The following is a 14,000-nucleotide window of genomic DNA, read 5'->3' as shown; positions in this document are numbered from 1 at the left end:
CTTTGACAGCGGCTCGCGCGGTCCTGCTGTTCAGGTGAGGTCGCGTAAGGGCTTCAGGGATAAGGTGGGTGCACGCAAGCGCTTGATCATCGACTTACACGATCCGCCAATAGCGCGGCCGCAATGCAGGCATGGCTCATAATAAGCCTGCCACAGACTCATGTGAGGCGATGGCTTACTTCCGTGCAGCCCATAGGCATGCACGATTTGTTCTCGCGCCAAGACGAGTGAGCCGAATATGCCGTCCCAGATGGCGAGGAATGCGCCCATGTTGCGATCGAAATGGACCGGGTCGCTGCTGTGATGAATCTGATGCTGCGCCGGGCTTATGAATAGCCTTTCAAGCCAAGGGCCCCATGAAATCCAGAGATGCGAGTGGCGCAGGTTGGCCCCGGCCAGGTTGAACAGGTAGGTAAACACGTTGGCGCCGGCAATTTCCCACACCGACAGGTTCATGCCGAATCCGAAGAAGAACAGTCCGAGCACCAGGCCCTGGGTCAGGACCATCCGCAGGCTGTACAGCAGGCTTTCGATAGGATGTATCCGGTATACCGTAAAGGGCGTCATGACCTCAGCTGAATGATGCAGGCGATGGATAGACCAGAGCCAGGGCACCTTGTGCATGAGGTAGTGCAGCAGGAAACGGGTAAAATCGTCGAGGATGAAGAGCGTCAGGGTATAGGCTGCAGTGACCTGCACGCTGGTCCACGTCAGGCTCGAATCGCCAAGAAAATCTGCCAGGAAAGACTCGGTTGCCATTGCGACAGGTACGAGAGATACGCTGAAGAGTCCCAGCAGTAACAGCCGTAGCGCAGGATTGATCACCATCAGCTGGTAATCGAGCCGGGCAGAACGGTGCCACCAGATGGCAGGGCTGACCAGGCGCTGCCACAGCTGCTTTGCCATTACCGAATCCCGTCGCGCGACAGCCGCCGCCATCCAGATGAGCACGATGGCGAGGCTGCCAAGCAGGTAAGCCAGATAGATTCGTCTGGACGGATCAAAGGGGTAGGCCAGCAGTGTTGCCAGCTGCCCCTGGATGGCTGGAATGAAATTATCCATCAACGTGAGACGATCAGATCAGTCGCCATCTCCGGCCGCGGCGGCGGGAATGGCCAGCCCCATGACGGTGAGGAACTCGTTTTTCAGCCGGTCCGTGATCTTCTTGGTCGATTCGTGAATGCCCTTGGCGAGGTTGTAGCCATTCTCATCAGCAACGGCCGCCTGCAAACTCAGCTCTCCAAGTGCATCGACCGCGTTGAGCGCTTCACTGATATCAGCCTCCATGGTTGCCGAGGTGTTGCCACCGGTGCTGACTGAATCGATCAGGTCATCGAAGCCCAGGCCTTGCATACCGTCTGCAGAATTACCAAGAAAGAGCTGTTTGAACGCCAGCAGGTTCTGCCGCAGATGCTGCTTGCTACGGGCGCTGAGTGGATTTTCAACCAGCACAGCGCAGGCCTGCGTGCCTGGTTGACACTTGTCGCCCTTGAGCCCGAGCGGCTCCCCCAGCTTGATGTCCTTGACCTCCTTTTCGAGATAGAACATGGCATCAGAGACGGCATTCACAGCCTTCTGTGCGGTAGAAAACGCTGCACTACCGGCACCTGCCGTGACGAGTTCGTTGCGGAAATTCTGCGGACCGGTAGACCAGCGGGTCTTCAGCTCAGTACCCAGACGGACGAGTTCAGCGCTGGCGGCCTTGGCATAATCGAGTCGCAGAGCCAGCCGCTCTTCGGGCGAGCGACTGTTCCAGCCAGTCGTCTTGACCGTGGTCGAGGGGCAGGTGTGGTCCAGCGACTCGGCGTAGAGAATGTATTCCAGCGCAGGCAAGCCTTTCCTGAGCGGCGTGCGGGTGCTGATGTCATAACTGACACCCTGCTCCGCCGCTTCGATAACCTCCTGATCAACGACACAGGCGCTTACTGACGGCCAGGCGTAGATGCTGTCGCGCAAGAGCGAGTCGTTCTCGGCCAGCGGCCCAATCTGAACGAGTTCCAGCGACTGCCACGTCAGCATGGCGTCGTTCCAGGCCTGGCGCGCCTCGGTTTGAAGCTGAGGGCTCTGGGGGCTTTGCTGCCATGCACCCACCGCAACGTTGAGCGTCTCCACCCGGGCATTGAAGGCGTCGATCATTGGCGTGACCACGTTATCGGCCAGATTTTCCAGCATCTTGCGACAGTCGAAAGACTCACAGACGCCTGTTGTCTGCACCTGGGAATTTTCTGATCCGCCACTCGATCCGCCACCGCAAGCAGTCAGAACGACCACAGCAGTCAATAAGGTCGACTTGATGATGCCAGTGGCATACGGATAAAGATGTGATGCTCGCTGTAAGCGGCCGTTTTCCATAACAGAGGTCTCTGGCTTAAAATTTGCGCAAAATTAGCATTGATGCGAATGCGTATCAATTGGATTTAGCCAGAGTTAAGAGCTTTTGTTGGAACGAGAAGCCGTGCGGAAGCGACGATCAGGCAGTGACTCGCAGCTACGCGTCAGGCTTCTGATAGCTGCAGACCTGATTCCGCCCACCGTGCTTAGCCGTATATAAGGCCTCGTCAGCCTGCTTCAGCAAGGCCGCCGCCGGCTCATGAGGCTTCGGTATATGACACGAAACGCCGATGCTTACTGTGAGCGACACGCTCTGTGTCTCCCAGACAACGGGTGTTGCCGCAACCTGAGCCCGTATTCGTTCGCCGAGCAGGCGTGCGCCCGCTTCGTCGGTATTACACAAGAGAATGACGAACTCCTCGCCCTCATATCGCGCCACGCAATCTCCGGCTCTGCTCACAGCCTTCTGAAAGATCCTGGCCAGATGCTGCAGGCAGGCGTCGCCACACTGGTGGCCATAGGTGTCGTTCACTCGCTTGAAGTAATCACCGTCGATCATGAGGAGGCTGATCGGACTCCTGGCGCGTGAGGCCTTGCTCCACTCGTCGACCAGGGTCCGGTCGAAGTAGCCGCGATTCTTGACCTGCGTCAGACCGTCGATAGCACTAGCCTCCAGCAGCTTCTGATTGGCCAGTTGAAGCTCCCCTGTCCTGTCCTCCACTCGCTGTTCGAGCTCGTCGTTGGCGCGGCGTTGCACATCGAGCACTTCAGCCTGTGCGAGAAAGCGCTGATGTCGCTCCATGTTGATTCGGTACGCCAGCGCGAACGATAGCAACAGGCCCTCAGCCACGATGCCAATCTGTTGGGCATGTTCGAAAAGGAGGCTGCGCGGAAGAATACCGATCTTGCTAAGTGGGATCAGCACGCTTCCGGTCAGGAGCAGAAACCAGGCCAGCGTGTAGAAGCGCGCGAGTACATCCCCCTGTCGCCAGACGTATACGCCGGTGCTGAACAGAATCACCGCCGTCAGCACGGCTAGCAGCGCTGCGAGGTAATTGATTGACCCTTCTGGAGCTAGCAAATTGAGTAGGAAGAGGGCCACGCCAATTGAAGCCATACCGAGTACGACTCGCCTCACGAACCAGCCGTAGAGATGCAGCCGCAGGAAGGTGTACGCAAAAGCGTTGGAGAAAACGATAGTAGCCGATACCAGCCCGACTACCGAGGGATTGTTCAGCTGCGGCCAGTTCGGCCACAGGAACTGAAAGGTGACGCCCTGCAGATTGAGCGTGACCAGCGCAATACTGACCAGGCTCAGCACATACCAGAGATAACTCATTTCACGAACGCTGAAAAACAGGAAAAGATTGTAGATGGCCAGCGCCAGCATGATGCCTGCAAACAGGATGTGCAGCGAGAGCAGGCGCTGGTCGTGTGCGAAGAAGGCCTTGAAACTCCATAGATCGAGCGGCATCTGCATAGATCCGGTCGTCTCTACCCGGATCAGGATTCGCACTGTGGCTTCTGCAGGAATGGTTATGGGAAACAGCAGATTCCGATGGAACAGGGGCCTGCTATCGATGGGAATCTGGTCACCGGTCCTGACAGCTTTGCGCAGCCTGCCATCACGCACGACGTAGAAATCAACGTAATCGAGAAGGCCGTAAGACAGCTCCAGCAACTTTTCGACGGCCCGGCTATCGGGATTGTGAAGGCTCACGGAAAACCAGTAGGGCGAAGGCGAGAGACCGAAATTCAGTACCTCGGCAGTACTTTCAGACCAGGGAAGTGAGTCACTCTTGCCAATGATGGCCCTGGCGGTGAGCATACCATCAGCATCCTGCAGGTAACGCAAATGCTGACCGAGCGAGAGATGCGACTCCGCTGCGCCAGCTATTACAACGGTATCCGTGCCCGCCTCTTCTGCGGCACGGCAGACCGTTGCCAGAAAAAAGGAGATAAAGAACAGCAGAACGCGCGTCGTCATGTTGAAGCCTGGTGGAAGAAGGACACCGCGGCCAAGGCCTCAGCTCGAACCGTAATGATAGTCGATAAACACGATTCGAGTGTTTTGTGATCTGGTAGCCAGTGTTCTCGTCCTAACCGACGATTTCGCCCCTCGCCAGACGCGCTAGTATCCTCGCACGATCCATCATCGACAGGACGCTCAAATGAAAAACCGCTTAGGCCGAAGCATGCCACTGGCAATGCTGTGTCTGCTCGTGAGCACGCTCGCTCAGGCAGGTCCTTTCAAATCCCTGGACTACCTCTACAGCATTTCCGGCAAGCAGACCGTGGCCGGGCATCACAACCGCGAACCTAATGCCGACCCTGCGCGTTGGACGGATACCGTCTATGTGAAGACAGGCAAGTTTCCAGCAATGTGGAGCGGCGATTTTCTGTTTCAGCAGGATAACATCGCCAATCGCTGGACCATGATCAACGAGGCCAAGCGGCAGTGGCAGGCCGGTGCGCTGGTCAACATCATGTGGCATGCCTGTAATCCCGCGAAGTCGCAGCCCTGCGGCTGGGATAGCAATGGTCTCTTGAGCAGAATGTCGGATTGGGAATGGAGCCAGCTGCTGACCGACGGCACCCCGATCAACCGGCGCTGGAAGCAGATGATGGACGAAATCAGCGTCTATCTGCAGGATCTGGAGAACAACGGCGTCGAGGTCTTGTTCCGCCCGCTGCACGAAATGAACCAGGGCATGTTCTGGTGGGGTGGTCGGCCTGGTGCAAACGGTACACGCAAGCTCTATCAGCTGACCCACGACTATCTCACGCGCAACAAGGGTCTGAGTAATCTCATCTGGGTCTGGGACATGCAGGATTTCGGCACCCTGGTGAACGATCTCAATACCTATAATCCCGGCAGCGCCTACTGGGATGTTGCAGCACTGGATATCTACGAAGGCTTCGCCACGTGGAAATATAACGCGATGGTGAACATTTCCGGCGGTAAACCCATCGCCATCGGCGAGACCGACAAGGTACCCTCGCCCGAGCGCCTGGCGGCGGAGCCTCGGTGGACCTTCTTCATGGGTTGGGCGGAACTGCCGTTCCAGGTGCAGAACGATGCCACGATTCAGCAGACCTACTACGCCGGCAACGTCGTGACGCGCGATGAAATGCCAGGCTGGAACAGTCCGGTCAATCCTGGCGATCCTAACATCGCCTATCGTCGGCCTGTGACCACTTCATCCACTGAAACGGGCCATGCAGCGGCGAATGCGACTGATGCTGATGGCAACACACGCTGGTCCAGTGCCTATACGAATTCTGAATGGATCTATGTGGATCTTGGCGCATCGTACGATATCAAGCGGGTGAAGCTCGCCTGGGAGGTCGCCTATGCCAGCACCTACTACGTGCAGGTATCGGACGACGCCAGCACATGGAAGACGATCTGGGGCACGTCCGGTGGCGATGGGGGTATCGATGATATCAATCTTGAAGGTCGCGGCCGCTATGTCCGCGTCCATGGCACCCAACGCGCCACGAACTACGGCTATTCGCTGTACGAGTTTGAGGTGTATGGCAGCGTGAGTGATACCCGAAGCCTCGGTCTCTACCCCGGTACGACCTACCGCATCAGCGCACGTCATTCTGGGAAGCTGCTGGATGTCGCAGGCGGGACGGGCGCGACGGCTAACGGCTCTAATGTGCAGCAGTGGGTCGGCAATGGGCAGACCAATCAGCAGTGGATACTCGTTGATGCTGGTGATGGCTTTTCCACCCTGGTCTCGGTCAACAGCGGCAAGGCGCTCGATGTGTCCGACGCCTCGACGAGCGATGGCGGCAATACCCAGCTCTGGTCTTATGTAGGCGCGGCCAACCAACAGTGGCGCATAGAGAATATTGGCGATGGCTATTACCGCCTGATCAACCGTCACTCCGGCAAGGCACTCGATGTGGCGGGTGGTGCAGGCATGCTCGACGATGGCGCCAACGTTCAACAGTGGACACCGAACGGGCAGACGAATCAGCACTGGCGCTTTGAACGGGTTGTGGCGCCATGAGCTGAGTCAGCTACCTAGTCCGGCCGACACCAGCGTGAATAGTACAAAGCCGCCGGTGAAGGCCAGGACCGAGTAGCGGGTGTCGTCCGCGCTTTCGTGGGCTTCGGAGAGCATGTCCTCTACAGCAGCGACTGTCAGTATCGCGGCTGTAAAGGTCAGCATGCCCATTTGCAGGGTCTGGCTCTGGTCTCTGAGCAGGTAAAAGGAAAATGCAGCAGCTCCAAGGGCGGGCACAACCAGTGTTGCGGACAACAAAGTCCGCTTGAGCCTCGGTATCCCATTGGCTTTCATGTTCGCAACTGTGGCATACCCCTCGGGACCATCTGCCAGAACCTGCCCCAGTGCCAGAACGACGGCCATAGACAAGGAGATTGTTGAGCCGGTTCCAACCAGCAGTCCATCGCTGAAGAGATCGACGGACACCGCGACGTAGACCATCCACATACTGAGGTTCGACTCGGTTTGCTTACCGAATCTGCCCTGCAATTTTCTTACGCCGCCTTGAATGAGCAGGTAGGCAAGCCCGCCCAGGCCAAAGCCCAGGGCGATCACAAGCGATGAAGTTTTCTTCAGCGCTTCGGGCATGATCTCGACGGCAACAACAGCGATGACAATACCCGCCGCACCATGAAGCGCATTATTGAGCCGGTTTTTGGGCGTGGCGGTAAATTCAGCCAGCAGGCCACCTGCAAAATTCCCCAGAGCGGGTAGCAAGGCAAGTCCAAGTACCGTCCAGATATCCATCATTCCTCCTGATTTTTCAGCAGGTACGACGAAGACATGTTCGACTAGTCAAAGTTCGTATTATGGGTTTCAATCGGCTGTCGCCCGGAACCATCTGGCACGAGCAGCGTGTTGAAAATGAACCACTTGGCGGCGGCTGAAAAAATGACCATCAGCACGATTATGAGGCTGACGCGTAAAAGCAGGGCAGGCTTCTTACGCATTTCAGTCTGGGTGGCAGGCGCAGGCCCTGCCATTGGCCGCCGACTTGAGCTCCTGCACGATACCGCAGTGGTCCCCTCGATGGGGCTGCCCGCACTGATCACGCAGTGAACAAAGCTGTACTTCGAGTGCCTGCAAGCTCTGCAGTCGCGAACGAACGTTGGCGAGGTGCGCTTCGATGAGGCGATCGATATCACCGCAGTCCGGAGTCGGTTTGGTCATGAACTGCAGCATTCGTTTCACATCCTGAAGCGGCATGTCGAGGGCGCGACAATGGCGGATAAACGCGAGGCGCTGGAGGTGATCCTGCTGATACCGGCGATAGCCGTTCGCTTCACGCTCAGCGCGCTGCAGCAGACCTTCCCGTTCGTAGAAGCGGATAGTTTCCACTTCCACACCTGACAGTTGGCTCAAACGACCGATTCGCATTATTTGTCCTCCCATACCTCGCCACTTCGAGTCAGGTGTTGACTCTGTAGTGGCTACAGGGTTTTTAATGACCCCTCAATCGTAACGGGAGGTCTCATGGCTGGCAACTGCTGTAATGTGGAAACAGGCTGTAATAAGGAATCACCGGGTGGACCGCGTTTCCGTCGTGCCTTATGGGTTGCGCTCGTCATCAACGCCATCATGTTCGTGGTGGAATTCGCAGCCAGCCTTCAGTCAGGATCAGTCTCTCTGTTGGCGGATGCGATTGATTTTCTTGGAGACGCTGCCAACTACATTATTTCACTGACCGTGCTCTCGATGGGCATGCTTTGGCGCGCCAGGGCTGCCTGGTTGAAGGGGTTCACGATGGTTGTTTTCGGCGTTGCCGTGCTGGCGAGAGCAGGCTGGGTGATGGTGAGCGACACCACACCCGAACCCCTGACCATGGGCGCAATAGGCGCGCTTGCACTCATTGCCAACGTCACGGTAGCCGTCATGCTCTACGCGTTCCGCAGTGGCGATGCCGACATGCGTTCAGTCTGGCTCTGCAGCCGTAACGACGCACTCAGTAACATTGCGGTCATGGTGGCTGCGGCTGGCGTGTTTGGCACCGGTCAGGCCTGGCCGGATCTGGTGGTTGCCGGGATTATGGGAATGCTGGCGCTCACTTCCGGCGTGTCGGTGATGCGGCATGCAAAGCGAGATCTCAGCTCGGTGACTCTAGCTTCGGTCTCAGGCCAGGGAGCCTCGCGCTAGCGATGGCTCCCGCTCACATGCAAATAGCGCTCAGGCCGCCGATCCCTGAACAGACCCCACTCCCGCCGTTGTGATTCAAGCGCCGCAAGATCGAACTGCTGCAGAATGATGTCCCGTTTGTCCCGGCTGGCCTCCTTTAACAAGGCGCCGGTGTGGTCGGTGATGAAGCTGCTACCATAGAAGGTCAACTCGGTGCTTTGGTGTGGCGTCTGCAGATATTCGGTGCCAATGCGGTTAGAAGACACCACCGGCATCAGGTTCGCGGCGGCATGACCCTGCATTGTCCGTTGCCAGTGACCCTTGGAGTCAACGGTTGAGTCTTCCGGCTCGCTACCGATGGCGGTGGGGTAAAACAGCACTTCCGCACCCTGCAAGGCCATCGAACGTGCTGCCTCAGGAAACCACTGATCCCAGCAGATCGCCACGCCCAGCCGGCCAAAGGCGGTATCCCATACCTTGAATCCGGTATCACCAGGCGTGAAGTAATACTTCTCCTGATAACCGGGTCCGCAGGGAATGTGGGTTTTCCGGTAATTCTCGCCTACACGTCCATCGGCGTCGATGACCACCAGCGAGTTGTAGTAGTTATTCACATCGCGTTCGAAATAGCTCACCGGCAGCACGACGCCCAGTTCTTTCGCCAGCGCACTGAAATGCTTCACGACATGACTGGTCGCCAGCGGCTCAGCCATCGCAAGGTGCTCGCTGGACTCGACGCTGCAGAAGTACAGCGACGCGAAGAGTTCCTGCAGCAGAATGATCTGTGCACCTTGCTGGGCCGCTTCGCGAACCAGGCGTTCTGCGTTGCGAATGTTCTCGGAATTATCCGTTGAACAGGCCATCTGTGTAGCCGCGATGGTGACTTGGCGAGTCATCAGGCTTGATCTCCGTGGTAAAGTTGAACAGGAAGCGTGGATGAATGTCGTCTGCTTGACTGTTGTCAGGTACGATTCAGGATAGGATACGATGATATCTGGACAAAGCGAGGCTCTTACAATGAAAACATTGGTCGATCAGCTCAGTCAATACGCGCTGTACCACAGAGACAAGCGCAATATCGCCACTCACTTTGTTGGTATCCCCATGATCGTACTTGGGGTTGCCATCCTGCTCGGGCGACCGCAGTTCGAGGTCGGCGCGATGGCACTGTCGCCAGCAGCCATCGTCGCGGCCGTAGCTTGCCTGTATTACCTCATACTGAGCCTGCCCTTGGGCCTGATCATGAGCGTACTATTTGGCGCTGCCGTCTACTGCTCTCATGCACTCGCAGCAGAATCGACCGGTATCTGGCTGGGTGCAGGCATCGGCCTGTTCGTTGTCGGCTGGATTTTCCAGTTTGTCGGGCATTATTACGAAGGCAAGAAGCCGGCCTTCGTCGACGACCTCATGGGGCTGGCCATCGGGCCACTCTTCGTTGTGGCTGAGGCCTGCTTCATGCTTGGCATGTTCAGGACGCTCGAAGCCGACATCGTGGCGCGATCGGGTGAGACCCACATTCGGGACATGCATAGCGGTGCCTCAGGCTCGGTGAAACACTGAACACTCAATGAATTCAAGCAATATCAGAGATGCCAGCGTCCACTAAGGCAACGGCGCAGCTCATGCAGGGCCGTTGGTTCAGAACCCTGCCTGAGCCACTGCGGGAATGCCTTCTGAGCGAGTCGAACGAACGTACGCTTGCAGCAGGGACGCGGCTGTTTGCTCGCGGTGACGCCGCTGACGGCATCTACGCCATTGTGCAGGGCTCAATTCGCATCAGCAGTGGCAATTTTCAAGGCCGAGAAGCCATACTCGCTTTTGTTGCGCCGCCCAACTGGTTCGGCGAAATTGCCCTCTTCGATGGCAAGACGAGAACGCACGACGCCTTCGCCGAAGGTGAGACACTACTGGTTCATGTCGATCAGGATCGACTTCTACGCTTCCTGGAAATGCATCCTCGATACTGGCAGAACCTTGGGCTGCTCATGGCGCACAAGCTGCGTCAGACCTTTGGTTTCATGGAAGATGCTGCGCTGCTGCCGGCGAGTGTGCGTATGGCCCGCCGGTTGGCGGCCATGTCAGAAAACTACGGCGAGCAATCTGGCATCAGCCGAAGAGTGGTCGAACTGCATCAGGATCAGCTCGCGAAGCTGATAGGGATCTCGCGGCAAACCTGCAACCAGATCCTCAAGGACCTCGAGAGTCAAGGTTGTATCGCGATTGCCTACGGCAGGATAGAGATCCTGGACCCTGTGGCGCTCAGGCAGTTTGTTCCGCGAAAAGAATCGTCGCGTTGACGGCTGCAGCCCAGCGCTTCAGATAACGATTGCGCTGTTTAGGCGCCATCCTGCTCTGGTAGCAGGCGTTACGACTCCATTTTTCCGAGATTTCCTCTAGAGAGGCATACATGCCTGATTGCAAACCTGCCAGATACGCGGCGCCAAGGGCCGTGGTTTCGGTAATTTCCGGACGTTCGATGGCAGCGTCGAGCATATCCGCCAGAAACTGCAGGAACCAGTCATTCGCCGCCATGCCGCCGTCAACTCTCAAAATGGCATTGCGTAAATCGGGCGCATTCTCTTCGCTGCCGATAGCTTCCCAGAGATCGCAGGTCTGATACACCACCGAACGCAGACCAGCCGCAACCATTTCCGCCGCGCCAGTGTTACGGGTGATGCCGTAAACAGCGCCACGTGTGCGCGCGTTCCAGTAGGGGGCGCCCATCCCGGTAAAGGCTGGCACCATCACCACATCGTTTTTCTCGCCAACCTGTTCGGCCAGGGTCTTGCTCTCCGCCGAGCTGCCAAGCAACTGCATCCGGTCGCGCAGCCACTGCACAGCGGCGCCTGCGATGAAGATACTACCTTCAAGGGCATAACAGGTTTCGCCATTTATGCGGTAACCAATGGTAGTCAACAGATTCTGGCTGCTACGAACCGGCGTGCTGCCGGTATTGAGCACCATGAAGCAACCAGTGCCGTAGGTGCTCTTCACCATGCCAGGCTTGAAACAGGCCTGACCAATGAGCGCAGCCTGCTGATCCCCGGCCACGCCGCAAATTGGTAAGCCCTTTCTGGCATCCTCTCCAGCGCTGGCCAGGACACTGTCGAACAGGTGAGTGGTGCCGAAATCGCTGGCGCAATCCTGAACCTGTGGCAACACGTTTTTTGGTACCTGGAACAGTTCGAGTAGCTCGTCGTCCCAGACATTGTCATGAATGTTGAAGATGTTGGTGCGTGAGGCATTGGTCGCATCGGTGACATGATTGCGACCCTCGGTCAGACGCCAGATCAGAAAGCTGTCGACAGTGCCGGCCAGCAGTTCGCCGCGCTCAGCGCGGTGACGTGAGCCTTCGACCCGGTCCAATATCCAGGCGATCTTCGTCGCGGAGAAATAGGGGTCGATCAGCAGGCCGGTTTTGGCTGAAACCATGGCCTCGGCTTCGGGTCGGGCATCTTTCAACTCCCGACATAGGGCATCCGTCCGCCGATCCTGCCATACGATAGCGTTATAGATGGCCTTGCCGCTTGCACGCTCCCACACGATAGTGGTTTCACGCTGATTGGTAATGCCGATTGTTGACGGCAAATAGCCCTTGCGGATGGCATCGCAGATCGCCGACTTGCAAACGTGGACGACTCCAGACCAGATCGTTTCGGGATCGTGCTCTACCCAGCCGTCTTCAGGAAACATCTGCGCGAACTCCTGCTGCGCTGTCGAGATAATGGCACCGGACTTGTCGAAGACAATGGCGCGGCTACTCGTTGTTCCCTGATCAATTGCTAGAATGGCTGCCTGCACGCTCGAGTTCCTCAGTATTGTTATCGACGTCCTTATCTGGACGAGCACTTGCCAGTGTATGCGTGGCGCCGGCTGAATCCAAGCGACGGCGAAATGCCTCATCGCTCAGCGCTTCGCGGTCGCGCTGACTCATGTACTCTTCCAGCTGATCGACCGTCTCGGCAGAGGCGCGCAGTCCAAGCTTGGTTCTACGCCACAGCACATCGTCAGCGCAGCGCGCGAACTCCTTGACCATGAGGTAGTTGACTTCGGCAGCGGTCAGCTCCTCGCCAAACTGTCGTCCGAGTTCACCAGCGTCTTGAGCCGTACCCAACCAGTCAAACGCCCGCTGCCCATAGGTCCGGGCAATCCGATGTCTGGCGCGTTCGGACAGAAAACCGTAGCGCTCGGCAAGTCTTGTATCCAGCGTCTTCAAAAAGATGGCCGGATCTTCCGTCAGGCCGTGCTGCTCAGTGCCAGGCTCCCCCAGCGCTTCACCCCCAGGGAGAGCTTCATCGGCAGTCTTGCTACCGCGGGCGACCTTGCGAATGCCGGAGGCCTCCAGCAGCTTGTCGACAGCTGTAGCGGCCAATGTTCTATAGGTTGTCAATTTGCCACCGTAAATCGACAGCAGCAATGGACCGCGGGACTCGACTTCGACGCTGTAATCGCGCGTGACCGCCTGCGCAGCATCCGCACCGGCACCCGGTGCAGATTCATCCGCCAGCGGACGTACGCCAGACCAGGTATAGACGATATCTTCCACCCTGATCTGTGACTGGAAATAGTCGTTGGCGATACTGCATAGATAGGCCCGCTCTTCTGCCGTGGCCTCCGCACGATGCGCGCCCAGTTGATGGTCCACATCCGTGGTCCCAATAATGCTGTAGTCGTCCAGGTAGGGAATGACGAACACTATGCGACCATCGGCATTCTGCAAAATGTACGCCTGGTCGCCCGCATAGAGGCGTGGTACGACGATATGGCTGCCGCGAACCAGGCGTAGCCGCATCTTCGGTGTCTGACCGACTGACTGGGTCATGAAGTCGGCGGCCCAGGGTCCCGCGGCGTTGATGACTGAAGCGCTGCGAATCTCAAAGCGTTCGCCACTGGCAGTATCTTCCAGATCAAGTATCCAGCCCGGCTTCTGTGACCCGGCTTCTTCCCTGGTTTCAACTCGTGCCCCCACGCATCGTGTACGGGTATGGACTTCACCGCCCTTTTCCACAAATTGCACCGCATTCAATACCACGAGCCGTGCGTCATCGACCCAGCAATCAGAGTATTCGAACGCGGTCCGGATACCCGGCTTTAAAGGTCCGCCGCTGTCACGAAGATCAACCTTCCGGGAGCCTGGCAGCAGCTTGCGCTTGCCTAGCAGGTCGTACAGGTAGAGCCCGCAGCGAATCATCCAGGCCGGCCGCAGGTGCGACTGATGTGGCAGCATGAAACGCATCGGCTTGATGAGGTGAGGCGCCTTGCGCAGTAAAGTTTCGCGCTCGTTCAGTGCCTCTCGCACCAGCTTGAATTCATAGTGTTCCAGGTAGCGGAGCCCCCCATGAATCAGCTTGCTACTGGCTGAGGAGGTGGCCCAGGCGAGATCGTGCATCTCAATGAGTACGGTCCTGAGGCCACGGCCCTGGGCATCATTGGCGATACCTGCGCCGTTGATACCCCCGCCGATGACAGCGAGATCGAAACGATTTTGTGCAGACATGATGACGCACCCTCCGTGCGTGAGCGTTTGCGAAAATAATA

12 protein-coding genes are annotated in these 14,000 nt (G+C 57.5%); 4 read left to right on the top strand and 8 right to left on the bottom strand.

Annotated elements, in window-relative coordinates:
• Nucleotides 1-30: 30 nt before the first annotated feature.
• From ACH3PB_RS16635 to ACH3PB_RS16625, 3 genes are all read right to left on the bottom strand, one after another.
• The gene (locus tag ACH3PB_RS16635) at nucleotides 31-1,062 is read right to left on the bottom strand and encodes a sterol desaturase family protein (protein WP_416396561.1); all 1,032 of its coding nucleotides are present in this window, start codon (nucleotides 1,060-1,062) and stop codon (nucleotides 31-33) included.
• Between the two features lie 18 nt (nucleotides 1,063-1,080).
• Nucleotides 1,081-2,352 carry an imelysin family protein gene (locus ACH3PB_RS16630; protein ID WP_416396560.1) on the bottom strand — a complete coding sequence of 424 codons (1,272 nt, stop codon included), beginning with the start codon at nucleotides 2,350-2,352 and terminating at the stop codon, nucleotides 1,081-1,083.
• A 136-nt stretch (nucleotides 2,353-2,488) separates the two neighbouring features.
• Nucleotides 2,489-4,318: a diguanylate cyclase domain-containing protein gene (locus ACH3PB_RS16625; protein ID WP_416396559.1), complete on the bottom strand. Its 1,830-nt coding sequence runs from the start codon at nucleotides 4,316-4,318 to the stop codon at nucleotides 2,489-2,491.
• Nucleotides 4,319-4,502: 184 nt separating this feature from the next.
• Between ACH3PB_RS16625 and ACH3PB_RS16620 the strand changes: the two genes are divergently transcribed.
• A complete protein-coding gene (locus ACH3PB_RS16620) occupies nucleotides 4,503-6,353 on the top strand; it encodes an RICIN domain-containing protein (RefSeq protein WP_416396558.1) in 1,851 nt (616 codons plus the stop codon).
• 6 nt (nucleotides 6,354-6,359) lie between these two features.
• Here ACH3PB_RS16620 and ACH3PB_RS16615 read toward each other — a convergent pair whose 3' ends face one another.
• Nucleotides 6,360-7,097: a ZIP family metal transporter gene (locus ACH3PB_RS16615; RefSeq protein WP_416396557.1), complete on the bottom strand. Its 738-nt coding sequence runs from the start codon at nucleotides 7,095-7,097 to the stop codon at nucleotides 6,360-6,362.
• Between the two features lie 204 nt (nucleotides 7,098-7,301).
• On the bottom strand, nucleotides 7,302-7,727 hold the full coding sequence (locus ACH3PB_RS16610; protein ID WP_416396556.1) for a Cd(II)/Pb(II)-responsive transcriptional regulator: 426 nt from the start codon (nucleotides 7,725-7,727) through the stop codon (nucleotides 7,302-7,304).
• 96 nt (nucleotides 7,728-7,823) lie between these two features.
• Here ACH3PB_RS16610 and ACH3PB_RS16605 point away from each other — a divergent pair, with 96 nt between their 5' ends.
• On the top strand, nucleotides 7,824-8,483 hold the full coding sequence (locus ACH3PB_RS16605; protein WP_416396555.1) for a cation transporter: 660 nt from the start codon (nucleotides 7,824-7,826) through the stop codon (nucleotides 8,481-8,483).
• On the opposite strand, the gene aguB is transcribed toward ACH3PB_RS16605, so the two are convergent.
• Entirely contained in the window at nucleotides 8,480-9,358 is an 879-nt protein-coding gene (gene aguB, locus ACH3PB_RS16600; protein WP_416396554.1) for an N-carbamoylputrescine amidase, read from the bottom strand. The two genes, ACH3PB_RS16605 and aguB, sit on opposite strands and share 4 nt — an antisense overlap.
• Before the next feature lie 121 nt (nucleotides 9,359-9,479).
• Between aguB and ACH3PB_RS16595 the strand changes: the two genes are divergently transcribed.
• Both ACH3PB_RS16595 and ACH3PB_RS16590 read left to right on the top strand, forming a co-directional pair.
• On the top strand, nucleotides 9,480-10,022 hold the full coding sequence (locus ACH3PB_RS16595) for a DUF962 domain-containing protein (RefSeq protein ID WP_416396553.1): 543 nt from the start codon (nucleotides 9,480-9,482) through the stop codon (nucleotides 10,020-10,022).
• 29 nt (nucleotides 10,023-10,051) lie between these two features.
• On the top strand, nucleotides 10,052-10,759 hold the full coding sequence (locus ACH3PB_RS16590; RefSeq protein ID WP_416396552.1) for a Crp/Fnr family transcriptional regulator: 708 nt from the start codon (nucleotides 10,052-10,054) through the stop codon (nucleotides 10,757-10,759).
• Here ACH3PB_RS16590 and glpK read toward each other — a convergent pair.
• The gene (gene glpK / locus ACH3PB_RS16585) at nucleotides 10,722-12,263 is read right to left on the bottom strand and encodes a glycerol kinase GlpK (protein WP_416396551.1); all 1,542 of its coding nucleotides are present in this window, start codon (nucleotides 12,261-12,263) and stop codon (nucleotides 10,722-10,724) included. The two genes, ACH3PB_RS16590 and glpK, sit on opposite strands and share 38 nt — an antisense overlap.
• Nucleotides 12,238-13,959, bottom strand: a complete 1,722-nt coding sequence (gene glpD / locus ACH3PB_RS16580) for a glycerol-3-phosphate dehydrogenase (protein ID WP_416396550.1) — start codon at nucleotides 13,957-13,959, stop codon at nucleotides 12,238-12,240. The genes glpK and glpD overlap by 26 nt, the downstream gene beginning before the upstream one ends.
• Between the last annotated feature and the right edge of the window lie 41 nt (nucleotides 13,960-14,000).

This window comes from Allohahella sp. A8 (assembly GCF_047946665.1).
Taxonomy (GTDB): domain Bacteria; phylum Pseudomonadota; class Gammaproteobacteria; order Pseudomonadales; family Oleiphilaceae; genus Allohahella.
This window is presented reverse-complemented; position numbering and strand designations above follow the sequence as displayed.

Excerpts from the sequence above, each read along its gene's own strand:
- ACH3PB_RS16635 (WP_416396561.1), bottom strand. The coding sequence starts at position 1,062 with ATGGATAATTTCATTCCAGCCATCCAGGGGCAGCTGGCAACACTGCTG.
- ACH3PB_RS16630 (WP_416396560.1), bottom strand. The coding sequence starts at position 2,352 with ATGGAAAACGGCCGCTTACAGCGAGCATCACATCTTTATCCGTATGCC.
- ACH3PB_RS16625 (WP_416396559.1), bottom strand. The coding sequence starts at position 4,318 with ATGACGACGCGCGTTCTGCTGTTCTTTATCTCCTTTTTTCTGGCAACG.
- ACH3PB_RS16620 (WP_416396558.1), top strand. The coding sequence starts at position 4,503 with ATGAAAAACCGCTTAGGCCGAAGCATGCCACTGGCAATGCTGTGTCTG.
- ACH3PB_RS16615 (WP_416396557.1), bottom strand. The coding sequence starts at position 7,097 with ATGGATATCTGGACGGTACTTGGACTTGCCTTGCTACCCGCTCTGGGG.
- ACH3PB_RS16610 (WP_416396556.1), bottom strand. The coding sequence starts at position 7,727 with ATGCGAATCGGTCGTTTGAGCCAACTGTCAGGTGTGGAAGTGGAAACT.
- ACH3PB_RS16605 (WP_416396555.1), top strand. The coding sequence starts at position 7,824 with ATGGCTGGCAACTGCTGTAATGTGGAAACAGGCTGTAATAAGGAATCA.
- aguB (WP_416396554.1), bottom strand. The coding sequence starts at position 9,358 with ATGACTCGCCAAGTCACCATCGCGGCTACACAGATGGCCTGTTCAACG.
- ACH3PB_RS16595 (WP_416396553.1), top strand. The coding sequence starts at position 9,480 with ATGAAAACATTGGTCGATCAGCTCAGTCAATACGCGCTGTACCACAGA.
- ACH3PB_RS16590 (WP_416396552.1), top strand. The coding sequence starts at position 10,052 with ATGCCAGCGTCCACTAAGGCAACGGCGCAGCTCATGCAGGGCCGTTGG.
- glpD (WP_416396550.1), bottom strand. The coding sequence starts at position 13,959 with ATGTCTGCACAAAATCGTTTCGATCTCGCTGTCATCGGCGGGGGTATC.